Genomic DNA, 21,935 nt, shown 5'->3' with positions numbered 1-21,935 from the left:
TGCGGCCGCTGCGCGCAGCGGTGCCCGCCGACGCCGACCGCCCGGCTGCGCCCGGCGTGCGGGCCCGGCTGCTGATCATGTGGGTGGTCTGCACCGCGCTGCCCGGCTCGGCGATCGCCGTGCTGCTGATCCTGCGGTCCCAGCACTGGCTGCTCGACGAGTCGTCGCCGATAGAACTCGCCCTGCTGGTGCTGGCGCTGGTCGCCGTGGTGCTGGGGCTGCGCTCGATGCTGCTGGTGTCGATGTCGATCTCCGATCCGGTCGACCAGGTGGTCGACGCGATGGCCGACGTCGAGAAAGGCGAGATCGACCGCAGCATCGAGGTTTACGAATGGTCCGAGATCGGCCGGCTGCAAAGCGGTTTCAACCGGATGGTCGCCGGCCTGCAGGAGCGCGACAGGCTGCGCGACCTGTTCGGACGCCACGTCGGAGAGGAGGTTGCCCGGCGGGCGGTCGAACAGTCCACCTCGCACAGCGACGCGGCCGCCGGCGACGAACGTGACATCGCAATCCTGTTCATCGACCTGGTGGGCTCGACCCGGCTGGCCACCGAGCGGGAGCCCCACGAGGTCGCCGGCATTCTCAACGAGTTCTTCCAGATCGTCGTGGCCGAGGTCGACCGACGGCACGGCCTGGTCAACAAGTTCCAGGGCGACGCCGCGCTGGCGGTGTTCGGTGCGCCGCTGCGCATCGACGACCCCGCCTCGGCCGCACTGGCCACCGCCCGCGCACTGGCCGCGCACTTGCGCCGGCTGCCAGTGGATTTCGGCATCGGGGTGTCGGCCGGGCCGGTGTTCGCCGGCAACATCGGCGCCCACAACCGCTACGAGTACACGGTGGTCGGCGACGCCGTCAACGAGGCCGCCCGGCTGGCCGACTGCGCCAAGGAGTTCGCCGGCCGAACCCTGTCGTCGGGTGCGGCGCTGAACCGGGCCGCCCCCGACGAGCAGCAACAGTGGTCTCCCGAAGGCGAGGTCACGCTGCGCGGACGCTCCGACGTCACCGCGATCCACTCGCCGTTGCGACGTTAGGCCGCGGCCCGGAGCGGGAATGCACACGCATGCGTTCTGCAGCGGCAGTACACACGACGCCCGCTGCTGCCGCGCGTGCCGCGATCCGGGCGGGCACGCACACCGCTCCCACCAGCGGCCTGGCCCCCGGCTATGCGCAGGCGAACCTGGTGGTGCTGCCCGAGGCGTTCGCGATCGATTTCCTGCGCTTCTGCGTGCGCAATCCGATCGCGTGTCCCCTCCTGGAGGTGACCGACACCGGCTCACCGCGGGCCGCCGGCCTCGCCGAGGACGCCGACATCCGCACCGATCTCCCCCGCTACCGGGTGCTGCACAGGGGCATATGCACCGACGAACCCGCCGACATCAGCAGGTACTGGCGACCCGACCTGGTGGGGTTCCTGCTCGGATGCTCGTTCACCTTCGAATGGGCTCTGGAGGCAGAGGGACTGCCGCTGAGGCATCAGATGCAGGGGGTCAACGTGCCGATGTACATCACCGACCGGCCGTGTCGGGCTGCCGGGCCGTTCGACGGGCCGATGGTCGTCTCGATGCGGCCGCTACCCCGCTGCGACGTCGCGCGGGCGATCGAGGTCACCGCGCGCTTTCCCGCGATGCACGGGCGTCCCGTCCACGTCGGTGACCCCGCAGCGCTCGGCATCGCCGACCTCGACGTACCGGATTTCGGCGGACCGGTGGCCCCGGACGAAGGCGACGTGCCCGTGTTCTGGGCGTGCGGCGTCACGCCACAGGTCGTGGCGCAGCGGGCGAGGCTGCCGCTGGCCATCTTTCACGCGCCGGGACACATGTTCATCACCGACCGGATGCACGCGCACTACGACAGTGCCGCGAGCGAAGACATCGAGCAGCTCCAGGAGGACACCGGTGAACGTCGAGCAGAAGATCCGACCCACCACCAAGGGTGAGGGGTCCGTCGCCCAGGCCGTCCGCGCCGCGGCCATCGGCAACGCCGTCGAATGGTTCGACTTCGCGATCTACGGGTTTCTGGCCACCTACATCGCGGCGAAGTTCTTCCCGCCCGGTGACGAAACGGCGGCGCTGCTGAGCACCTTCGCGATCTTCGCGGCTGCGTTCTTCATGCGGCCACTGGGCGGCTTCTTCTTCGGCCCGCTGGCCGACCGCATCGGCCGCCAGAAGGTGCTGGCGTTGGTGATCCTGCTGATGTCGGCGTCCACGCTGGCGATCGGCCTGATCCCGAGTTACGACTCGATCGGCGTGTTGGCCCCGATCCTGCTGCTACTCATGCGTTGCCTGCAGGGCTTCTCCGCAGGGGGCGAGTACGGCAGCGGCGCCTGCTTTCTGGCCGAGTACGCCTCCGACAGGCACCGTGGCTTCGTTGTGTCGTTCCTGGTCTGGTCGGTTGTCGTCGGCTTCCTGCTCGGGTCGCTGACGGTCACCGCCCTGGAGACGTTGCTGTCGGAGTCGGCGATGGACAGCTACGGCTGGCGGATCCCGTTCCTGATCGCCGGCCTCCTGGGCGTGGTGGGCCTCTACATTCGGCTGCGCCTGAATGACACCCCCGAGTTCGAGGCGCTGCGCGAGGCCGGCGAGGTGTCGACCTCGCCGCTGAAGGAGGCTGTCACCACGTCCTGGCGGCCGATCCTGCAGATCATCGGCCTCGTGGTCGTCCACAACGTCGGCTTCTACCTCGTCTACACGTTCCTGCCGAGTTACTTCACCGAGACGCTGGGCTTCACCAAGACCGACGCGTTCTTCTCGATCACCGTCGCGAGCCTGGTCGGCATCGTGCTCATCCCGCCGCTGGGCGCGTTGTCGGACCGGATCGGGCGCAAACCGATGCTGCTGACCGGGTCGATCGCCTTCGCGCTGCTGTCCTATCCGTTGTTCCTGCTGCTCAACACCGGCTCACTGACCGCAGCGATCGCCGCCCACGCGGGGCTGGCCGCGATCGAATCGGTGTTCGTGTGCGCCTCTCTGGCCGCGGGCGCCGAACTGTTCGCGACCCGGGTGCGCTCCAGCGGCTACTCGATCGGATACAACGTGTCGGTGGCGGTGTTCGGCGGCACCGCCCCGTACGTCGCGACGTGGTTGGTGTCGCGGACCGGAAACGACCTCGCACCGGCCTATTACGTCATCGCCGCGGCCGTCATCACGTTCCTGACCGTGCTGACCATGCGGGAGACCGCGCGTAAGCCGCTGCGAAAACTGGTGTCGGACTGAATGTTCAGCCCCGGCCGGTAGACCTCATCCTGGCTTGACCGTCCGCATCAACACCAGGGTGAAGCGGCGACGCCTGATCTGCCAGCCCATGTCGGTGCGCAGCAGTTCATCGTCGTAGAAGCCGACGGCATTGACCCCGGACGTGTTGTCCGGTGCCATGATCAGCGCGTCGACATAGGCACGCGCGGTGGCGGTCTCACCGTCGACGTCGACAGCCTGGTTGGTGATCCGGTGCAGTGTGTGACCGGCCATCCGGTGGGTCTCGGTCATGAACTGCACGACGGCGTCCACTCCCACGAACGTGCCGATCTCCCCGTAGTCGAGCTCGCAGTCCTCGGTGAACACGGTGCGCAGCAGCGGCCAGTCACGGCGGTCGATGCCGGTCGCATACCGCACCAGCACGTCGCTGATCTGCCGACGGTCCTCGTGGGTCGTCATACAGCGGTTCCATCCGAGCGCCGGGCCGGCTCGTAACGCAGCATCGTCACCTCGTGCTCCGGGTAGTCGCAGAACACCGGGCTGACCCGCATGCCGATCGTCACGTCCTCGGGCTCGACGTTGACCAGCTCGGTGGAGAACCGCGGCCCCTCGTCCCATTCGACGATGGCCAGCAGCTGCGGCACCGCGTCGGCGAAATGCGGACCGACCGGGCGCCGCGCCACGGTGAACGAATACAGCGTGCCCATGCCCGAGATCTCCCGCCACTGCAGGTCGTCGGCCAGCGTGCGCGGCGCCCGCACGCGCGGATAGAACACATAGGACTGCGACGAGGGCGAGTACTGGATCACCACCCGGTGCTCGGCGAGCGCATCCCAGAACGGCGCCGTCGTCGGCGTTTTCACCGGCATCGGCCGTTCGAAGGTGGGCATGCTCATCGTCAGTCCCCTTCCAGCACGAGCGTGGTCTGTTCGGACAGGATGCCGCCGTTGCCGGAGACGAACGCGCGGTGACAGTCAGCTACCTGCGCCTTCCCGGCCCGGCCCATGATCTGGCGGGCCGCGTCGCACACGTGGTGCATTCCCCCGGCATTGCCCGCCTGCCCGAAGCCGAGTTGACCGCCCGCGGTGTTCAGCGGGAAGTCGCCGCGGAAGGTCAGGTCGCGCTCGGAGACGAACTCCATGCCCTTGCCCTTCTCGCAGAAGCCGGCGTCCTCCAGGCTCAACAGCACGGTGATTGTGTAGCAGTCGTAGATCGACACCATGTCCATCTGCTGCCGGCTCAGACCTGACATCGCGAACGCGGTGTCGGCCGCCCGGATGATCGGCGTCTGCAGCAGATCCTCGGCGTAGGTGGGGGTCTTGTAGGGCACCTGCTCGCCGAATCCCTTGATCCACACCGGGCGGTTCCTGGCCCTGGCCGCCACCTCCGCGCCGGCCACCACGACCGCGGCGCCACCGAGACACGGCATCACGATCTCGAGCATGTGCAGTGGGTCGGCAATCACCGGGCTGGCCAGCACGTCTTCGATGCTGAGCGGTTTGTCCTTCCAGATCGCCCCGTCGGTGTGGTTGGCGTTGACCCGCTGATCCACCACGATCTTGGCCATCGCGCGCTCGTCGTAGCCGTATACCGACGCATACCTCTGCGCCACCTGACCGTATGGCCCGTTCTGGCCGAGGTTTCCGTAGGGGATCTCGAATTCGGCCTGCGGAGAGCCGAATTGGTTGCTCGACGCGCCGAAGAACATCGCGTCCACGAGCGGCTTGGGTTTCTTCTCCGACGTCGGGGTCAGGTAGCGCGCCGGGATTGCGCACAGCACCACATCGCAGATGCCCAGTTCGATCGCCGCGGCGGCCCGCCACACCATGCCCACCGCACTGGCACCCCCCAGGTCGACCATCTCGGCGAAATTCGCACGCACACCGAGGTATTCGGCCACCGTGGACGGGACGAAGATCTCCGACTCGCTCAGGTGGGTGGTGACCAGGCCGTCAACCGACTCACCGGGGAGCCCGGCGTCGTCGAGTGCCGCGGCCGCGAGCTCGGCCCACTGCTCCAACATGAACGGCGCCGGGGTGGCCTGGTTGAGCCGCTCGGGGGGCAGTTCCACGAATCCGACGATCGCGGCGTCACCGCGCAGCCCCATGGTCATCTCCTTCGCATCGTTGTCCCGCTCCGCTCACGCGCGGGGCAGTCCGAGAATCATCTGGGCGATGATGTTGAGCTGGATCTCCTTGGTACCGCCGCCGATCAGTTCGGCGGGCAGGTGGAAGTACGGTTCGACGACCGCCGGGTCGGAGTCCTCGACCAGCGCCGCCGGCGCGCTGAGCTCCAGCGTCGCGGTGAAGATGCGGCGCAGCATCACGTTCATGGCCACCTTGGCGATACTCGATGCCGGCCCCGCGGCCTGCCCGTCGAGCAGTCGCATGACCTCGCGCAGGGCCAGCACCTTGATCGCGTTGGCGTACGCGTCGGCCTCGCCCAGCGCCGCCAGCACCCGCGACCGGTCGGGACGCCGCTGCGCGGCCAGGCCACGCAGGATGCCGGCCCGGTCGAAGTTGACGTAGCCGCTGATGGCCACCCGCTCCTGCGCCATCGTCGCGATGGCGAGGTTCCACCCGTCCGTCGGCCCGCCGAGCAGCAGTTCGTCCGGCACGAACACGTCGGTCAGGAACACCTCGTTGAAGTGCGCCTCTCCTGTGGCCTGCCTGATCGGTTGCAGCTCAATACCTTCGGAGCTCATGTCGATGACGAAGTAGCCGAGGCCGCGGTGCTTGGCCGCATCGGGATCGGTGCGCGCCAGCAGCGCCCCGTAGTCGGCGGTGTGCGCCGACGACGTCCAGATCTTGTGTCCGTTGATCCGCCAACCGCCGTCGACCTTCGTCGCCCGCGTGGTCAGCGATGCCAGGTCCGAACCCGCACCGGGCTCGCTGAACAGTTGGCACCAGCCGAGTTCGCCGCGTTGCGTCGGCGGGATGAGCCGCTGCTGGACGTGGTCGGGCGCCGAGCTGATCAGTGCGGGCAGGATCCACTCGGCGATGCCGAGCGACGGCCGGACCAGGCCGGGCCGTTTGGCGAATTCCTCGTCCAGGATCAGCAACTGGCGTTGGGTGGCTTCCACCCCCCACGGTCTCGGCCAGTGCGGGGCGATCAGTCCGGCCTCGGCCAGCAGTGTCCGCTGCGGGCCGGTGGCGAGGTTGTCGTAGTCACCCTGACGTCCCGGCTTGTCGTTGTGCAGGGCGCTCGCTTCGTCCAGCGTCGTCGCCACGCGGTGCCGGAACTCGGAGTCCAGGTCACCGAGTTTGACCGAGACGTCCCGGCTCTGCGTGCGGGTGAGCTCGCCGAGCGCCTCTGCGTAGCGGCCGGCCGGCCCGATCGACGCGGCCAGGCTGGTGGCCTTGCGCCAGTACAGGTGCAGGTCGTGTTCCCACGTGTAGCCGATGGCGCCGAACATTGTCAGGGTGTCGAGGACCAGATCAGGGGCCGGTGAGATCGCCATCAGTGCCGAACCCCAGGTGGCGATGCGGTTCTGCACCAGGTCCTCGGAGGCTGACCGGACCGCGTCCCATGCCGCCGAGGTGGCCAGCTCGCTGTGGACCAGCAGCATCGCCGCCTGATGCTGCAGAGCCTGGAACGTCCCGATCGGACGTCCGAACTGTTCACGTGTGCGCAGGTGGTCGGTGATCGCCCGCACGCACCAGCGCACGACACCCGAGGAGGCACTCGCCGCCAGCGCGACCGCGACACAACGGGCCCGCTCGCCGTCGATGCCGGTCAGCACGGCGTCGCCGTCACACAGGTAGCCGTCGAGATGCACCACTGCGACGTCGACGGTCCGGTCGGTGCCCAGGCGGGTCCCGACCTCCACCTCCGGTCGCGACGGATCGATCGCGAACCAGACCACGTCGTCGCCGGCAGGTGCGGCGGCAATGATCGTCCGGGCCGAGCGGATGCCCAGTGCTGGGGCGCAGGAACCGCTGACCTGCCAGCCTTCTGGCGTCCGGACGGCCTGGAAGTCGTTGTCCCCCGGCAGGATCACCGCTGCGGGTGCGCCCTCGGCGAGCGCGCCGAGCAGAGACTGCCGGGCCGGTGTCGCGTCGGCCAGCAGCACGACCGCACCCGCAGTCACCGTCGGCAGCACCGGACCCGGGATCAGCGCGAGTGCTGCGGCCTCGACCACGCATGCGGTGTCGGTCAGCGTGCCTCCCTGCCCGCCCATCTCCTCGGGCAGATGCACGGCATGGAAGCCGTTGGCGACGAACTGATCCCACCAGGGTGGAAGCTCTCCGGCGGCCAACGCGTCGAACGACCCTCGGGTCTTGTCGATCGGCGCGTGCCGCGCCGCAAACTGTGTGACGGCGCTGCTCAACTGTTCCTGCTCGGGCGTCAGGCCGATGCTCATCGGGCTCCCTCGGCCGCGCGCTGTCGCCGGTCGCGGAAGAAGTGCGCTGCGGCCGCGACCGCCTCTGCGACTGGCCGCGGCCGCCACCCCAGTTCCCGGACCGCCTTGGAATGATCCATCGGCGACATGATGTGCATGAGCCGGATGTTCAGCGGGGTCAGCATGGTGTCCCTGCCCCGCAGTCGGGCCACGGCCTCGCTCGCATACCCGGCCGCGGACATCAGACGGATCGGCACACCGAACTTCGGTGGCGCAACCCCCACCGCAGCACAACCGATCTCGTGAAGCTCGCGCGTACTCATGAACCTCTCGCTGACGATGTAGCGCTGCCCCACCCGTCCGCGCTGTCCGGCCAGGATCAGCGCCCGCGCCGCGTCCTCGATGCCGACCACCTCGGCCGCGTACCCGCTGATGGAGAACGGCAGCTTGCCGCGCACCGCGGCGGCGAGCATCCCACCGTGCGGAGTCGGCAGGAAGTCACCGGGACCGTAGGTGTTGGCCACGCACATCGCGACCGCGGGCAGATCGTTGTCGGCGCAGTACCGCAGCACCATCTCCTCGGCCTGCACCCGGGACCGGACATAGGCGCCGCCCTTGTCGATCCAGTTGTGGGCGGTGTCCTCGTCGGCCAGACCACCGTCGGCCAAACCGATCGTCGCTATTGAGCTGGTGAAGACGAATCGGTGCAGATCGGCCTCCGCTGCGACGTCGAGGACGGTGCGCAGTCCGTCGACGTTGGTCCGCCACATCGGTTGTGGATCGCGCAGCCAGGGGCGGGCGTCGACGACGCAGTAGTAGACGACATCGCAGCCGGCCATCGCGGCACGCAACGCCTCGGTGTCGAAGATGTCGCCGTAGTGGATCTCGACGGGCAGCCCGTCGATCCCGCGGGTGGAGCTGGTGGTGCGGATCATCACCCGCACGTCCTCGCCGTCGGCGACCAGCTGCTTGGTGACATGCGACCCGAGGAAGCCGCTGGCGCCTATCACCAGCTTGGTTCCCGCCATTACCGCCCCACCCGGCTCTCCTTCATGCGGTCAAACGAGACGCAACGTCTCGTCTTGTGGCACACTACGGGCGATGCCCCACCGTGTAAAGCAGGCCGGACGCTCGTGATGGCCGCCGAGACCGCGGCGCCACGCAGGCGCAGCGAGAAGTCCCGCGTGGCGATCATCGACGCCACCCGCCGGCTGCTGATGGAGCGGGGATTCGACAAACTCACCATCGAGGCGGTCGCCGCCCGGGCAGGCGTCGGCAAGCAGACCATCTACCGCTGGTGGCCCAGCCGGCACGCGCTGGTCGCCGACGTCCTGCTCGAAGACGCCGACCGCATCCTGGCGCCCGTCGACCACAGCGGCGACGTGGTCGCCGACGTGTGCACATGGGCGGTCACCCTGGCCTCAGCACTGACCACGGCGCGCGGCAACGCGATGCTGCGCATCCTGACCACTGCGGGCATGGAGAATCCGGACACCGCGGCCCGCCTGCGGGCCGGCTTCAGCCGTCCGCTGCATGATTCGGTGCAGAACCGCTTGGCAGACGCCGGATTCGCCGCCGATGCGGCCCGGGATGCCGCCGACGCGATCGTCGGCGGCATCGTCTACGCGATACTCGGTGAGGGCCGGTCGTTCCCGCCCCACCGCGCCGAGTCGATCACCCGCACCGTGCTGGGCACCCCGGGATGAGGCGTCACCGCCAGCGGGCCCACACGTAGGGCACCAGGGAGCGAAGGAAATCCAGGTCCGGCCCGGGCAGCGCGGCCGCGAACGCGTGATCGAAATAGTCCTCGGCGACCATCAGGATCCCCTCGGCGTACTCGCGGGTGTAGTCGATGCTGCCGTAGTCGTCCATCAACGCGCGCACCCTGGCGACCATGACTTCGGTGCGCCCGGACCGGTTCTGCCGCAGGTACTCGAGGACGATCCGCTTGTCCGCCCCGACGGCGGCCGACATCAGATGCATCAGCGCAAGGGTGCGTTTGCCCTCGTACAGGTCGCCCAGAATCTCCTTGCCGTAGGTGCGCTCGTCACCGACGAGGTTGAGCAGGTCGTCGCGGATCTGGAACGCCGCGCCGAAGTGGAATCCGAAGCCCACCAGCGCCGCAAGGTCCGCGGATCCGTTCGACCCGATCAGGGCGCCGACCCGCAATGGGTGGATCGTGGTGTACCAGCACGTCTTCCGCATGATCAACTCGAGGTAGTCCGCGGGGCCCAGACCCTCGACATGGTCCAGCTGCCAACCGACTTCGATGGCCTGACCCTCCAGGGTGCGCATAGCCATGGTGTCGAACTCGCGCCACACCATCTCGGCCAGATCGTCGTCGAGTTGTCGTGTCGCCCTGCGAAGTACCTGACCTGCCACCACGGCCAGACCGTCACCGGCGTTGAGTGCCGCGGCAATGCCGTGCGTCGCGCCGAGCGTCGGCCTGCCGCGGCGCATCTGGCTGCCGTCGGCGATGTCGTCGTGGACGAGGAAGGCATTGTGCAACAGTTCGATGGCGAGCGCGACGTCCATCACGACGTCCGCCTGCGCGCCGAACACGCGACTGGCCGACAGGCACAACGCCGGCCGCAGCGCCTTGCCCGGACGCGACGGGTACTCGCGCATCGGCCCGTACAACCAGTCCACGGGTTCACCGTCGGGGATCGCGTCGAGCATCCCGCGGCGCACCGCTTTGGCCACGGCGCGCAGATGGTCCTCCACGTCGGCGACCAGTCCGGCCGAGCCGACCGTGCCCGTCACGGCACGCCCACTTGGACCACCAGGACCACTGGCAGCCACACATCGGGGTGGCCGTCGGCCAGGACCATGCCGCGGTAGGTGCCCGGGACCGCACCGCATCCCAACTCGATCTGCACCATGACGCCACGACTGCTGCGCCCCGGCATCGGCACGATCTCGGGCTCGAACCGCACACGGTCTGCACCGATCTGCGCACCGTCGTGGGCCAGCAGGCCGCCACACCGCAACCTGATATTTCCCAGATCAACGTATTGGCTGTTGCGCAAGCACATCTCGGCGGTTGCTACGCCCGGCGGGGCGAGCTCCAGGCGCACCCCGCCGGATGCCGTCGCGGCCGCAAGGTCCATCGTGGCTTCCTCTCCCGAGGGGCGTTGCTCGCGGAGCGGCGACGAGAGGTTGAGGAACTGGTCGACCAGCAGCCACCACGACGCCACGAAGGGTTCCAACCCGGTGGCCCCGAACAGGTCCGCGCGATCTTCTGCCGCCGGCACGGTAACCGCCTGTGCCTGTCGACCGTTCGCGCCGATACCGGTCGAGGCCATCCTCACGAACCGATCGACGAGTTCGCTCGCAGCACGGAAACCCTCCGCCTGAATCGCACTGAGCGCCCGCAAATTTGCTGCCGAATCAAACACCGACGCCCATGGCAGATCGTTGCTGGACCCACTTCCGACACCCCCGCCCGCTGCGTCCATGCGCTCCGCCCCCCTCGAAATTCCACGCGCGCCAACGCCTTTAAAAAGGTATGCTAGCTGCGCACACGACAGCTGGAGGGGGCATGTCGGTACTGCGCGCGATACTCGAACTTCAGGGATCTCTGGACACCGCGACCGTCCGGACCGGTGACCGACGCGTCGCGGAGATCGCGGACCGTTTCCTTCCCGGGTGCTCTGCGAACCCGGAGTGGTACCGCGAACTCCTCGCGTTCGTTCTGCCGGGCGTGCCGCAGGTCGACGCCGATCCGGCCCGCGCGATCCGGGAGCTGATCGACGCCCCCGGCACACCTCGGCCCACCGCGCCCCAGGCGTCGCGGCTCATGTACGCCCTCGGCGCGGTGACCCACCTGATCGCCAATGTGCCCGACGGGGTGACCCTTCCGTTCGTGGACCCGACGATCCCCCGTTGGCGGAACCTACTGGCCGAGCTGCTGCCTCTCCTCGCGCCCGACAACCGCGACCCAGACCCCGGCACCAGCTCTGGCACCAGCGACCGCCCCGCCCCACCCGCGGCCCGCGGCGACGCCGCATTCGAGGCCGACACCACGTTCGAGGCCGAGATCGAGGTCGAGGCCGTCATCGCGCTGTTCGCCAATCAATTCACCCGCTGGCAGGACTGGTACGAGGTGGCGCAGGCACTGGTCGCACTCGGTGTGCTGAGCGCCGACGCGGCGGCGGTGCCGCTGTGCCTGCCCACCGTGGTCACCGTCGACGGCCGGGCGGCGATCGTCGTCGACACGGAGTTCACGTCGCACGACGTCTCGCTGAATCAGGTCAAAGCCGTTGCGGACCCCCGAAACTGGGGCGGCAACTATCCGGCGTTCTTCTGCCACATGGATTACCGCAACCTGCGCACCGACGGCTGGCGACGGGTGCTGGAGACGGTCGGCATCTGCGCCTTCCCGCCGCCGGTCGGCATTCGGCTGCGCACCATGCTGAAGTCGTACAAGACCACCGTGGATCCTCCCGGCAACCCCAGCGCCCGACTGGACTACGACCTCAACGACCCGGTTCCGGACCCCTTCGGCGACGGGCAGATCACCGTCGACCGGGGTTACATCAACATGCGGGCACCAGAGGGTGACCCCGACCAGCCTCCGGTGCAACTGCGCACCCGCAAGGTGGTGCGCATCGAGGGGATCCGCCCCTACGTGCAGGCGCGGTTCGTCTGCATCTTCGGATACGCCCACGCAGCAATGGAGATGCTCCTCGGTGCGGCGAAACGTCCTACAACCCAAGGCGAGTACCGCTACCCGTGGCTCGACACACCCGAGATCCCCGGCACCGCCGGCCCCTCAGCCTCGGCGCCGCACCCGGAGCACTCCGCGGCATCCACCGTCATCACGATGACCGCCGAGTGTGTCCAGGAGATGAGCACCGCGCAGCTGGCCGTCACCGACAAATGGATGAACGGCCAACTCACGCTCGCCGACCTCGCGCAGTACAGCGCCGAGGTCGGCGCCCGCCTCGCCGGCGAGCCGTGGCGGATTCTGTTGGCACTGTCGAAGCCGAAGGGAGGGGCCAAGTGAACACACCGATCAATCCGATCGACGCACAGCGGGCCGCCGCCCAGAAGTTCATCCAGGACACCACGCAACTGTGGATCACCGCTTCCGCACAGAGCGACTCGGCAGACGGACTCGGCATCGACGGGCGGATCAGCCTCATCCACAGCCTGACCGATGCGAGCACGAAGGCCTACGTGGCGTGGCTGGAGGCTCTGCTCCAAGGTGGGCGACACTGCGCGCCTGCAGAACTCGGCCCACCGTTACCCTCGGAGGACATCACGATCGCCCCGCGTCCGTACGCACGTAACCTGGAGTTCGTCGGCCCGCTCGTTCGGGTCGGCCTGCCCAAGAGCACTATTCAGCCACCCGCCGTCGGGTTCGACCCGCCGTTCCTGCCCGCGGGGCTGGACAAGTTCCGGATCGTCCTCCGCGACTACCGGTTCATCGGATCGAACTACTTCGGCACGGTGAGGCTGACCACCGCGGCGACCGCGACGAACCCGTCGCCCAAGGATCTGGTGCCCGACGAGGTGTCGGTCACCGTCGGACTGTGAACGCCCGCGGCGGCCCACCGCTGATCGACGACCTGTTGAACCGGGCGGTGGAGGCGATCAACCTGGGTGACCGGCGAACCGCGGGCGTGCTGGCCGATCAGGTGCTGGCCGTGGACGGCGGGAATGCCGACGCCGAGGAACTGCTGCTGGCGGCTCCCGGTGACCACGACGAGATCCGCCGGCTCACGATCATGTTCGTCGATCTCGTGGACTCGACCGCGCTGTCCACCCGCATCGAACCCGAGGTGTACCGCACCGTGATCGGCCGCTACCGCGAGGCTGTCGTCCGTCTCGTCGAGCACTACGAGGGCCACATCGCCTCCACCAAGGGCGACGGTCTGCTCGCGCTGTTCGGACATCCGAAGGCCCACGAGAACGACGCGCACCGTGCGGTGAGTTCCGGTCTGGACATCGTGGCGGCGATCGCCGAACTCAGCGTGCTGGTGCAGCGCCGGTTCGGCTTCGGGATCGACGTCCGGGTCGGTGTGCACCGGGGGCTGGTCTACCTCGACACCGTGCAGGCCGACATCTACGGGCTGGGCGCCAACTTCGCGGCCCGGGTGTGCAGCGTGGCCGATCCCGGATCTGTGGCGATCTCCGAGGCCATCGAGCGGGTCGTCCGCGACACCTTCGACAGCGACATCCGCCCGCCGCAGACGGTCAAGGGAGTGCCGGACCCCATCACGACCTTTCGGGTCACCGGGGAGCGCGACGCGCTGATCGGCGCCGGCGCGCCACTCGTCGGGCGCGAACGCGAACTCGCCCATCTGCGCGCGTGCTGGGAGCAGGCCCGCGCCCACGCGCTCGACACGCCGTGCGTCGCGTTTCGTGGCGAGGGCGGCGTGGGCAAGACGCGACTGGCACAGGCCGCAGTGGAGATGGCCCAGCGGGACGGCGCAGTCGTACTCGGGCTGTACGGCTCCCCGTTCCACGCCGACGTCGGCCTGCGCCCGGTTCGGCGGCTGCTGGAACGGCGCTGCGGGATTCAGCGCGAAAGCGATCCCGCCGAGCGCTTGCGGGCGCTGGAAGCCGAAGTGGAGCAGCGTTCGCTGCCCGTGCGGACGGTGGTTCCGCTGCTGGCCCCGGTGTTGGGCATCGGCGCCGAAAGCGGCTACGAGGCTGTCGAATCCGAGGGTGCGAAGCTGTCCGGGCAGATCTTCGGGGCGGTGCAGCAGTATCTGCGGGCCTGCCTGCAGCCCGGGCCCGCGCTGGTCCTCGCCGACGACGTGCACTGGTTCGACCCCGACACCGTCGAGGTGCTGACGACCCTGCTCGGGGCGGGCACCGGCACCCTGATGGTGGTCGTCACCGGCCGCAGCCTGCCGCCGCTGGGTGAGCGGGTCACGGTGTGCGATGTGCCGCCCCTCGACGACGACGAGGCCGACGAACTGGTCGGCAAGCTGCACCCGGACCTGGCCGTCGACGCGCGCCAGGCGGTCCGGACACGCTGCGACGGGATCCCGCTCTACATCGAAGAGGTCGTGGCGCGGCTCAAGGACCACCCCGAAGCCGGTTCGTCGCAGGTTCCCGACACGCTGTACGAGGCGCTGTTCGCGCGCCTGCACTCCCGGCCCCACACGTTGCGCCTCGTCGGCGCCGCGGCGTTGATGGGCAGCAGGTTCGACCGGGGGCTGCTGTCCCGGGTGCTCGATCTCGACCTCGACGCCGTCGACGCGGCGTTGACCGGTCTGGCCCAGACCAGGGTGGTGGAGCCGATCGACGAGCAGAGCTGGCGGTTCCGCCACGAACTGTTGCGCGAGGTGGCGGTGGAGGTGTCCCCGCCGACCGTGCGCAGCCGGCTGCACAGCCGCATCGCGGACGCAATGGTCGCCGACGCCGATCGCACGACTCCCGAATGGTCCCTGGTGGCACAGCATTACGAGTCGGCCGGCCGGCACCGCGAGGCGGCCACCGCCTACGAGCACGCATCGACCGACGCACGCCGGCGCGGGGCACTGACCGAGGCGCGCGGCCATCTGGCCAAGGCGCTGGGCAACGTCGCGATGGAGAAGCCCGGCCGCGAACGCGACCATCGGGAGATCGCGCTGCGGCTGGAGTCCGGGCACCTCGCGTCCGCCGCCCAGGGGCATTCCAGCCAGGACGCCGCCGCCGAGTTCGAGCGCTGCCTTGAGCTGATCGGGCCCGATCCGACGCCCGAGCTCTTCGCCACCCTCAACGCGCTGTGGATCTATTACACCGCCCGTGGCGACCTTCGCCGGAGCACCCAGCTGGCCGAGACCCTGCAGGCCAAGGCCGCCAAGTCGGCCAGAGGCGCCTCGGGGATGGCCGCGACCCTGGGCATCCTCGCCGGGTTCCGCGGGGACTTCGACGGCGCTCGCGAGATGTTGGAGAAAGCCGCCGCATCCGCCGAGAACGCGCCCAGGTCGTTGATCTACTACGGGCCCAACGATCCCGTCGGCGGGATGTACTCGTTCCTCGCCTTCGTGCGATTCGTCCAGGGCGATCTGGACGGCGCCGAAGCGGCATTGCGGTCGATGGAATCACGCAGCCTGGCAGTCGGATTCCCCCGGGGCGCCTTCAGCCTGTGCTACGGACGCTCGATCGAGGCGCTGGTACGCTCCGAGACCGGGAGCCCGGCGCGGTGTGCGGACCTGGGTACCGAACTGATCTGTCTGGCCAAGCAATACGACTTCGACGAGTGGGCGATGGTCGGTTGGAGCCAACAGAGCGGCGGACGGGCGATGGCCGCACTGGCCGACGGTGAGACCGACCGCTCCGTGCTGGCCCACCACATCGAGACGATGCGGACCGTCGTCCGGACATGGCGGGCGTTCGAGGTGATGACGTTCCTGGCGATGTACGACGCCGTCCTGGCGCGGTTGCTCATCGCCGTGGGAGATCTGGACGACGCCCGGGAATGCCTGGACGTGTCACTGAAGATGGGACAGGACACGTGGATTCAGTTCTATGACGCCGAGCTGCTGCGACTTCGCGCACAGACGTTCGCGGACGCCGACACCCGGCACGAGCATCTCTGCGCATCGGTCGAGCTGGCCCGGCGTCAGGGCGCCGGCCTCCTCGAACTCCGCGCGGCCATCGACGATTTCGCTCTTCTCGGTGACACCGCGCGACAGACGCTTGTCGACGCGATCGCGCGGCTTCCGGCCGGGTCGAGAGTTCCGGAGGCACTGCGCGCGCGGACACTGCTGAGGTGACCGCGAAACGACGGCGCGTCGCCATCCTGGGCGGCGGGATGGCCGGGTTGAGCGCGGCGTGGCGATTGAGCGAACCGGGATGGCAGAAACGCTTCGAGTCGGTCACCGTGTACCAGCGCGGCTGGCGGCTGGGCGGCAAGGCCGCCTCCAGCCGCGGTGTCCACGGACGCATCGAGGAACACGGCCTGCACGTGTGGCTGGGATGCTACGACAACGCGTTTCATCTGCTTCGCGAGTGCTACACCGAACTCGACCGCGCGACAACCGATCCGGAGTCACCGATCCAGGCGTGGGACCAGGCGTTCGTGCCCGCGCATTCCCTGGGGATCGCCGAGAAAGCGGACGACCACTGGTCGGTGTGGCCGGGGCGCCTGCCCGCCGGCGACGACCTGCCCGGCGAATCAGACTCGACAGGACGGGAGTTCACCGCCGTCGAGTTCGCGATCCGCGCGCTGCGGCTGGTTCTCGCGTTCGCCGAGTCCTTACGCTCCCCGAACGGCGACGCCGCGCCGCTGCCGGGCGGACCGGCGCAGCTGGAGGTGATCCACAGCGTGGTGTCGGCGGTACTGACGGGTCTGGTCGACGCGTCGTCGCCGGCGCCGTCGAGCGCGCCGGCCGACATGTTGCTGCGCGCGCAGACGGTGATCCGCGCGGCACTCGACCACGAGCAGAGGCCCGCTTCCCGACGCCTCTGGTTGCTGTTGTCGTTGGAGACCGCCACCGTCCGCGGCATCGTCTGCGACGGCTTGCTGACCGACCCGCGGGGTTTCCGCGCCATCAACGACGAGGACTTCTGCGCGTGGATCGGCCGGCACGGCGCACATCCCGCGGTGTCCGACTTCCCGCTGGTGCGCGGGCTGTACGACATCGTGTTCGGTTACATCGACGGAGATCCCGAACGTCCCGCACTGGCGGCCGGTGTCGCCGTCCTGCTGACCGGCATCGCACTGTTCCAGTACAAGGGCGCGTTCTTCTGGAAGATGACCGCCGGTATGGGCGACATCGTCATCGCCCCCCTCTACCAGGTGCTGCACCGACGCGGAGTCCGGTTCGAGTTCTTCCACCGCGTCGACGCGCTGCACCTCGACCGGTCGCACCGGGTGGTCGATTCGGTGACGCTGGGCCGGCAGGCGCGGCTGGCCGACGGCGTCACCGAGTACGCACCGCTCATCAGAATCGGCGAACTGCCGGTCTTCCCCGACCGCCCCCTGTCCGATCAGCTTGCCCGCGGCTCGGTGATCGGTGACGCCGAATCGCACTTCGACAGCGCGCCGGACGCGGAGACCCGGGTGCTGCGTCGGGGATCCGACTTCGACGACATCGTCGTTGCGACCTCGGTCGGGATGCTCGGAGTCATCGCCGCCGAGCTGATCGAGGACAACCCGCACTGGCGCGCCATGACCACCCACGTGCGCACGGTGGCCACCCAGGCGTTCCAGCTGTGGCTGAGGCCGCAGGAGGACGCGCTCGGCTGGCGTCTGCCCGGGGTCACCACGAGCGGCTATGTCGCCCCGTTCGACACCTGGGCGTCGATGCCCCAGACCCTGTGGGCCGAGCAGTGGCCCGAGGACGACCGACCGCACACCGTCGCCTATTTCTGCGGCGCCCTCCGGGCAGGACAGCCCGGTCTCGGCGACCACGACGGGTATGTGTCCCGCTGTCACGAGACCACGCTGAAAGAAGCCGCCGCCTACCTCGACGCACACGTGGGCCTGTACCTGCCCGGCGCGGTCGGCGACGACGGATTCGCCTGGCACCTGCTCTGCGGCGCCGGTGGCCGCCACGGCGTCGAGGCGTTGCAGACCCAGCACGTCAGCGTGAACATCGACCCGTCGGACCGCTACGTCCAATCCGTCCCCGGATCGGACAGATTCCGGCTGCGCTCCGACGAGAGCGGTTACGACAACGTGGTGCTCGCAGGCGACTGGACCGATTCGGGGGTCAACGCCGGATGCATCGAAGCCGCGGTGATCTCCGGCCTGCAGGCGGCCAACGCGCTGCTGGGCCGCGGACACCGCTTCCGGATCAGGGGCTTCTACCTACCGTGACGGTCACCGCAGGCGGACGACCTCGACGGGCACCCCGGCGGCGGACAGCCGCGCGAGCAACGCGTCGCCCATCGCCGACGCGGGGGTGAGAACTCCTGCGCGCGGCGGCAACCGGTCCCGGTCGAGCAGCAGCGCGAGCGCGCTCTCACCGAACAGCACTGCGGTCGCCGCGTAGCCGGGGTCGCCCGCCTGTGACATGCGCGCCAGGTATCGCGCACCCCCGGAAGTGGTCGTGTAGGTCTCGACCCGGTAGTGGCCACGCGAAGAGTCCGCGTGTCCCGTGCGGGGACGCGCGGTGAGCGCCCTCAGCGTGCCCGGCGGAAAGAGCTGGAGGTACGGGCCGCCGAGCCTGGCCGCGCCGCTGATGGTGGCGTTGGTCATCAGCGCCATCACCGGCGCGACCGGCGAGGAGCCCATGCTCGCGGTCTCTCGATACCGGAAGCGTGGCCCGTAGGCCCCACCCATCAACGCCGCGCTGCGGCGGACACAGCGCGTGTTGTACAGGGCCATCAGATAGCCGCTCAGCCACAGCCCTTCCAGTTCCGGTGCCACTTCCTCACCGCGGTGCAGCGACACGTCGGGCTGCAGACCCAGATCCGGCTCGTCCGCACGATCGGGGCTCAGGCTGTAGGGATCGTCGAGCAGCCTCCGGGTGTGCGCGTCACCGGAGCCGGTGCGCATCAGTTCGATCATCGTGTCGACGGTGCCGGGTGAGAACCCGCTGGCGTAGACGGCGTTACGCAGCACGCACGTCGTGTCGGCCAACTCTCCCGCGCCGTCCGCGGCGACCCGACGGTGCAGCGCATACACGGTGAGATCCGAAGGGATGGAATCGAATCCGCACGAGTGGACGATACGGGCCCCGGTGGCAGCCGCCTGTTCGTGGCACGTGTCGATGCTGCGCCGGACGAACGGCACCTCCGCGGCCAGGTCGAGGTAGTCCGTGCCCGTCGCCGCGCACGCCTCGACCGCTCCCATTCCGTGTGGCCCGTAAGGTCCGACCGCGCTGAGCAGCACTCGGGTCCGTGCGGCGACAGGCTGCAACGACCCGGCTCCGACGTCGGCGACGAGCAGCGGCCATTGCCCGGCCGGTTCGCCCAGCGAACGCCTGAGCGCCTCCAGACGTTCTCGCGACCGGCCGGCCAGGCCGACGCGGACTCCGGGCGCGCGGCCGGCGAGGTACCGCGCCGTCAGCGACCCCACAGCACCGGTGGCCCCGTAGAGCACGATATCGAGGTCGCGGACCGCCCCCACGGCAGAAAACGCTACCGGGGAAATCCGCACTTCGGCGGGAAACCGGGCGACTGCCGGGGACCGCCCGGCTACGGTGACCGCGTGAAAGGAAAGCCATGAGCGCCGAACAGCCCGACATCGTCATCATCATGACCGACGAGGAGCGGGCGGCACCGCCGTATGAATCCGATGCGGTGCGTGCCTGGCGGCGCCGCACGCTGGTCGGCAGGAATTGGTTCGACGACAACGGGGTCAGCTTCACCCGCCACTACACCGGCTCGCTCGCCTGTGTGCCGTCCCGGCCCACGCTGTTCACCGGCCACTACCCCGACCTGCACGGCGTGACGCAGACCGACGGGCTCGGCAAGGCCTACAACGATTCCCGCCTGCGGTGGCTGCGTGCGGGCGAGGTGCCGACACTGGGCAACTGGTTGCGCGCCGCGGGCTATGACACCCACTACGACGGCAAATGGCACATCTCCCACGCCGATCTGACCGACCCGCGCACCGGGGAGGCACTGGCCACCAACGACGACCGCGGCACGGTCGACCATGCCGCCGTGGGCCGGTATCTCGACGCCGATCCCCTTGCCCCGTATGGTTTCTCAGGCTGGGTCGGGCCGGAACCGCACGGCGCCAAGCTCTCCGACGCCGGGATCCGCCGTGACCCGCTGATCGCCGACCGGGTGGTCGCCTGGCTCGAAGACCGCTACGCACGCCGACGTGCCGGCGATCCCGCCGCGATGCGGCCCTTCCTGCTGGTGGCGAGCTTCGTCAATCCGCACGACATCGTGCTGTTCCCGGCCTGGGCCCGGCGTAACCCGCTGCCTGCGTCCCCGCTGGACCCTCCCCCGGTCCCGGCCGCGCCGACCGCAGACGAGGATCTGTCCACCAAACCCGCTGCGCAGAGCGCGTTCCGCGACGCCTACTACTCCGGCTACGGCCCGGCGCGGTTCGTCGAACGGACCTACCGGCGCAACGCCCAGCGCTACCGCGACTTGTACCACCGGCTTCACGCCGAGGTGGACACCCCGATCGACCGGGTGCGGCGAGCGGTCACCGAAGGCGGTACCGGCGCCGGACCCGACGACACCGTGCTGGTGCGCACCGCCGACCACGGCGACCTGCTGGGCGCCCACGGCGGGTTGCACCAGAAGTGGTTCAACCTCTACGACGAGGCCACGAGGGTACCGTTCGTCATCGCCAGGGTCGGAAGCCGGCCCACTGCACCGCGCACCGTCACCGCGCCGACGTCACACGTCGACGTCGTCCCGACCGTCCTCGCCGCGGCGGGTGTCGACCTCGACGCGACCGCCGCCGCGCTGGCGCGGTCCTTCTCCGAGGTGCACCCACTTCCCGGACGGGATCTGATGCCGGTCGTCGACGGCGGCCCCGCCGATGACGACCGTCCCGTGTATCTGATGACCCGCGACAACGTGCTCGAGGGCGACACCGGCGCCTCAGGCCTGGCGCGCACCCTGAAGCTGACCTCGAAAGTCCCGGCGCCGCTGCGCATCCGGATCCTGGCGCACACCGCCGCCAACTTCGAGGGGCTGGTGACCCGGGTCGGCGACGATACGACGGCGGGAGGCGGCGGGCACGTGTGGAAGCTGGTGCGCTCGTTCGACGACCCGGGCACCTGGACCGAACCAGGCGTGCGGAACCTGGACACTGACCGCCGCGGCGGGCCCACCTACCGGACCGATCCGCTCGATGACCAGTGGGAGCTCTACGATCTCAGTGCCGACCCGATCGAGGCGCACAACCGGTGGACCGACCCGGAGCTACGGGAACTGCGGGCGCATCTACGGACCCGCCTGAAACACGTGCGCGCCGAGTCCGTCCCGGAACGGAACAGACCGTGGCCGTACGCCCGCCGTCAGCCGCCGCAACCGGCACGGCGGTCGCCGGTGCGCGCGTTGCGGCGGCTGCTGGGCTGAATCACGCGTTGGCGAACCGCTTCTCGTCGTAGAGCCGGGCCCACTCGGCCCTGGGCCGGATCGACACGTCCACGTCGGCGCCCTTGACGCGCAACGCCCCGACGGTGGCCTGGTCCTTGGGAGTCAGCTTGAACGGGTCCCAGCCGAAGAACCGGCAGGAGTTCTCCCAGGTGATCTTGTTGATGTCGGAGTCCGAAGCCCCGGCCCCGAGCAGTTCGGCGTGCACCTTCTCGGGCGCGTCGGGCCAGAAGCAGTCCGAGTGCGGGTAGTCGCATTCCCACGCGATGATGTCGATGCCGATCTCGTGGCGCAGCTTCAGCGAGGTCTTGTCGGTGACATAGCAGGCCAGCGAGTGCTCGCGGAACACGTCACTGGGCAGCTTGTCGCCGAAGTCCCGGCGCAGCCACTTCTGGTTCGTGTAGTGCCGGTCGCTACGGTCGAGATAGAACGGGATCCAGCCGATG

17 protein-coding genes and 1 pseudogene are annotated in these 21,935 nt (G+C 69.2%); 9 read left to right on the top strand and 9 right to left on the bottom strand.

Annotation, left to right across the window (positions count from 1 at the left end; all coding sequences use genetic code 11):
• From MVA01S_RS19160 to MVA01S_RS19150, 3 genes are all read left to right on the top strand, one after another.
• The coding region (locus MVA01S_RS19160; RefSeq protein ID WP_060941668.1) for an adenylate/guanylate cyclase domain-containing protein at positions 1-1,031 on the top strand (1,031 nt) is incomplete at its 5' end.
• Between the two features lie 29 nt (positions 1,032-1,060).
• Complete coding sequence (locus tag MVA01S_RS19155) at positions 1,061-1,936, top strand: putative hydro-lyase (RefSeq protein ID WP_003928147.1); 876 nt, start codon at positions 1,061-1,063, stop codon at positions 1,934-1,936.
• On the top strand, positions 1,896-3,212 hold the full coding sequence (locus MVA01S_RS19150) for an MFS transporter (RefSeq protein WP_003928146.1): 1,317 nt from the start codon (positions 1,896-1,898) through the stop codon (positions 3,210-3,212). The genes MVA01S_RS19155 and MVA01S_RS19150 overlap by 41 nt, the downstream gene beginning before the upstream one ends.
• A gap of 24 nt (positions 3,213-3,236) precedes the next feature.
• Here MVA01S_RS19150 and MVA01S_RS19145 read toward each other — a convergent pair whose 3' ends face one another.
• The 5 genes from MVA01S_RS19145 to MVA01S_RS19125 are packed head-to-tail and all read right to left on the bottom strand — an operon-like array spanning position 3,237 to position 8,561.
• Positions 3,237-3,650, bottom strand: coding sequence for a nuclear transport factor 2 family protein (locus MVA01S_RS19145; protein ID WP_003928145.1), 414 nt, complete (start codon positions 3,648-3,650; stop codon positions 3,237-3,239).
• On the bottom strand, positions 3,647-4,081 hold the full coding sequence (locus MVA01S_RS19140) for a Zn-ribbon domain-containing OB-fold protein (protein WP_003928144.1): 435 nt from the start codon (positions 4,079-4,081) through the stop codon (positions 3,647-3,649). Before MVA01S_RS19140 ends, MVA01S_RS19145 begins: the two co-directional genes overlap by 4 nt.
• Before the next feature lie 8 nt (positions 4,082-4,089).
• Complete coding sequence (locus tag MVA01S_RS19135; RefSeq protein WP_003928143.1) at positions 4,090-5,298, bottom strand: thiolase family protein; 1,209 nt, start codon at positions 5,296-5,298, stop codon at positions 4,090-4,092.
• Between the two features lie 33 nt (positions 5,299-5,331).
• Positions 5,332-7,554, bottom strand: a complete 2,223-nt coding sequence (locus MVA01S_RS19130; RefSeq protein WP_003928142.1) for an acyl-CoA dehydrogenase family protein — start codon at positions 7,552-7,554, stop codon at positions 5,332-5,334.
• Entirely contained in the window at positions 7,551-8,561 is a 1,011-nt protein-coding gene (locus MVA01S_RS19125) for an NAD-dependent epimerase/dehydratase family protein (RefSeq protein WP_003928141.1), read from the bottom strand. The genes MVA01S_RS19130 and MVA01S_RS19125 overlap by 4 nt, the downstream gene beginning before the upstream one ends.
• Positions 8,562-8,669: 108 nt before the next feature.
• Between MVA01S_RS19125 and MVA01S_RS19120 the strand changes: the two genes are divergently transcribed.
• Positions 8,670-9,239 carry a TetR/AcrR family transcriptional regulator gene (locus MVA01S_RS19120; RefSeq protein ID WP_003928140.1) on the top strand — a complete coding sequence of 190 codons (570 nt, stop codon included), beginning with the start codon at positions 8,670-8,672 and terminating at the stop codon, positions 9,237-9,239.
• 4 nt (positions 9,240-9,243) lie between these two features.
• On the opposite strand, the gene MVA01S_RS19115 is transcribed toward MVA01S_RS19120, so the two are convergent.
• Both MVA01S_RS19115 and MVA01S_RS19110 read right to left on the bottom strand, forming a co-directional pair.
• Entirely contained in the window at positions 9,244-10,296 is a 1,053-nt protein-coding gene (locus tag MVA01S_RS19115) for a polyprenyl synthetase family protein (protein ID WP_003928139.1), read from the bottom strand.
• A complete protein-coding gene (locus MVA01S_RS19110; protein ID WP_003928138.1) occupies positions 10,293-10,991 on the bottom strand; it encodes a hypothetical protein in 699 nt (232 codons plus the stop codon). The genes MVA01S_RS19115 and MVA01S_RS19110 overlap by 4 nt, the downstream gene beginning before the upstream one ends.
• A gap of 83 nt (positions 10,992-11,074) precedes the next feature.
• On the opposite strand from MVA01S_RS19110, the gene MVA01S_RS19105 reads away from it, so the two are divergent.
• From MVA01S_RS19105 to MVA01S_RS19090, 4 genes are read left to right on the top strand one after another with little or no spacing between them, the layout of a single operon-like run.
• Positions 11,075-12,541 carry a hypothetical protein gene (locus MVA01S_RS19105; RefSeq protein ID WP_003928137.1) on the top strand — a complete coding sequence of 489 codons (1,467 nt, stop codon included), beginning with the start codon at positions 11,075-11,077 and terminating at the stop codon, positions 12,539-12,541.
• Positions 12,538-13,074, top strand: a complete 537-nt coding sequence (locus MVA01S_RS19100) for a hypothetical protein (protein ID WP_003928136.1) — start codon at positions 12,538-12,540, stop codon at positions 13,072-13,074. Before MVA01S_RS19105 ends, MVA01S_RS19100 begins: the two co-directional genes overlap by 4 nt.
• Positions 13,071-16,250, top strand: coding sequence for an ATP-binding protein (locus MVA01S_RS19095; RefSeq protein ID WP_003928135.1), 3,180 nt, complete (start codon positions 13,071-13,073; stop codon positions 16,248-16,250). Before MVA01S_RS19100 ends, MVA01S_RS19095 begins: the two co-directional genes overlap by 4 nt.
• Positions 16,247-18,298 (top strand): FAD-dependent oxidoreductase, encoded by a 2,052-nt coding sequence (locus MVA01S_RS19090; protein ID WP_435405920.1) that lies wholly within the window; start codon positions 16,247-16,249, stop codon positions 18,296-18,298. The genes MVA01S_RS19095 and MVA01S_RS19090 overlap by 4 nt, the downstream gene beginning before the upstream one ends.
• Positions 18,299-18,301: 3 nt before the next feature.
• On the opposite strand, the gene MVA01S_RS19085 is transcribed toward MVA01S_RS19090, so the two are convergent.
• A complete protein-coding gene (locus MVA01S_RS19085) occupies positions 18,302-19,552 on the bottom strand; it encodes a saccharopine dehydrogenase family protein (RefSeq protein WP_003928132.1) in 1,251 nt (416 codons plus the stop codon).
• A 95-nt stretch (positions 19,553-19,647) separates the two neighbouring features.
• Between MVA01S_RS19085 and MVA01S_RS19080 the strand changes: the two genes are divergently transcribed.
• A complete protein-coding gene (locus tag MVA01S_RS19080; protein ID WP_060941666.1) occupies positions 19,648-21,471 on the top strand; it encodes a sulfatase-like hydrolase/transferase in 1,824 nt (607 codons plus the stop codon).
• A 1-nt stretch (position 21,472) separates the two neighbouring features.
• On the opposite strand, the pseudogene MVA01S_RS19075 reads toward MVA01S_RS19080, so the two are convergent.
• A pseudogene (locus MVA01S_RS19075) lies at positions 21,473-21,935 on the bottom strand (amidohydrolase family protein); the annotation flags it as partial.

Origin of the sequence: Mycolicibacterium vaccae NBRC 14118 = CIP 105934 (assembly GCF_001552715.1) — a bacterium.
In the GTDB taxonomy this organism is placed as follows: Bacteria; Actinomycetota; Actinomycetes; order Mycobacteriales; family Mycobacteriaceae; genus Mycobacterium; species Mycobacterium vaccae.
This window is presented reverse-complemented; position numbering and strand designations above follow the sequence as displayed.

Coding starts and splice junctions, on each gene's coding strand:
- MVA01S_RS19145 (WP_003928145.1), bottom strand. CDS start 3,650: ATGACGACCCACGAGGACCGTCGGCAGATCAGCGACGTGCTGGTGCGG.
- MVA01S_RS19125 (WP_003928141.1), bottom strand. CDS start 8,561: ATGGCGGGAACCAAGCTGGTGATAGGCGCCAGCGGCTTCCTCGGGTCG.
- MVA01S_RS19120 (WP_003928140.1), top strand. CDS start 8,670: ATGGCCGCCGAGACCGCGGCGCCACGCAGGCGCAGCGAGAAGTCCCGC.
- MVA01S_RS19080 (WP_060941666.1), top strand. CDS start 19,648: ATGAGCGCCGAACAGCCCGACATCGTCATCATCATGACCGACGAGGAG.
- MVA01S_RS19155 (WP_003928147.1), top strand. CDS start 1,061: ATGCGTTCTGCAGCGGCAGTACACACGACGCCCGCTGCTGCCGCGCGT.
- MVA01S_RS19105 (WP_003928137.1), top strand. CDS start 11,075: ATGTCGGTACTGCGCGCGATACTCGAACTTCAGGGATCTCTGGACACC.
- MVA01S_RS19110 (WP_003928138.1), bottom strand. CDS start 10,991: ATGGACGCAGCGGGCGGGGGTGTCGGAAGTGGGTCCAGCAACGATCTG.
- MVA01S_RS19130 (WP_003928142.1), bottom strand. CDS start 7,554: ATGAGCATCGGCCTGACGCCCGAGCAGGAACAGTTGAGCAGCGCCGTC.
- MVA01S_RS19135 (WP_003928143.1), bottom strand. CDS start 5,298: ATGGGGCTGCGCGGTGACGCCGCGATCGTCGGATTCGTGGAACTGCCC.
- MVA01S_RS19140 (WP_003928144.1), bottom strand. CDS start 4,081: ATGCCCACCTTCGAACGGCCGATGCCGGTGAAAACGCCGACGACGGCG.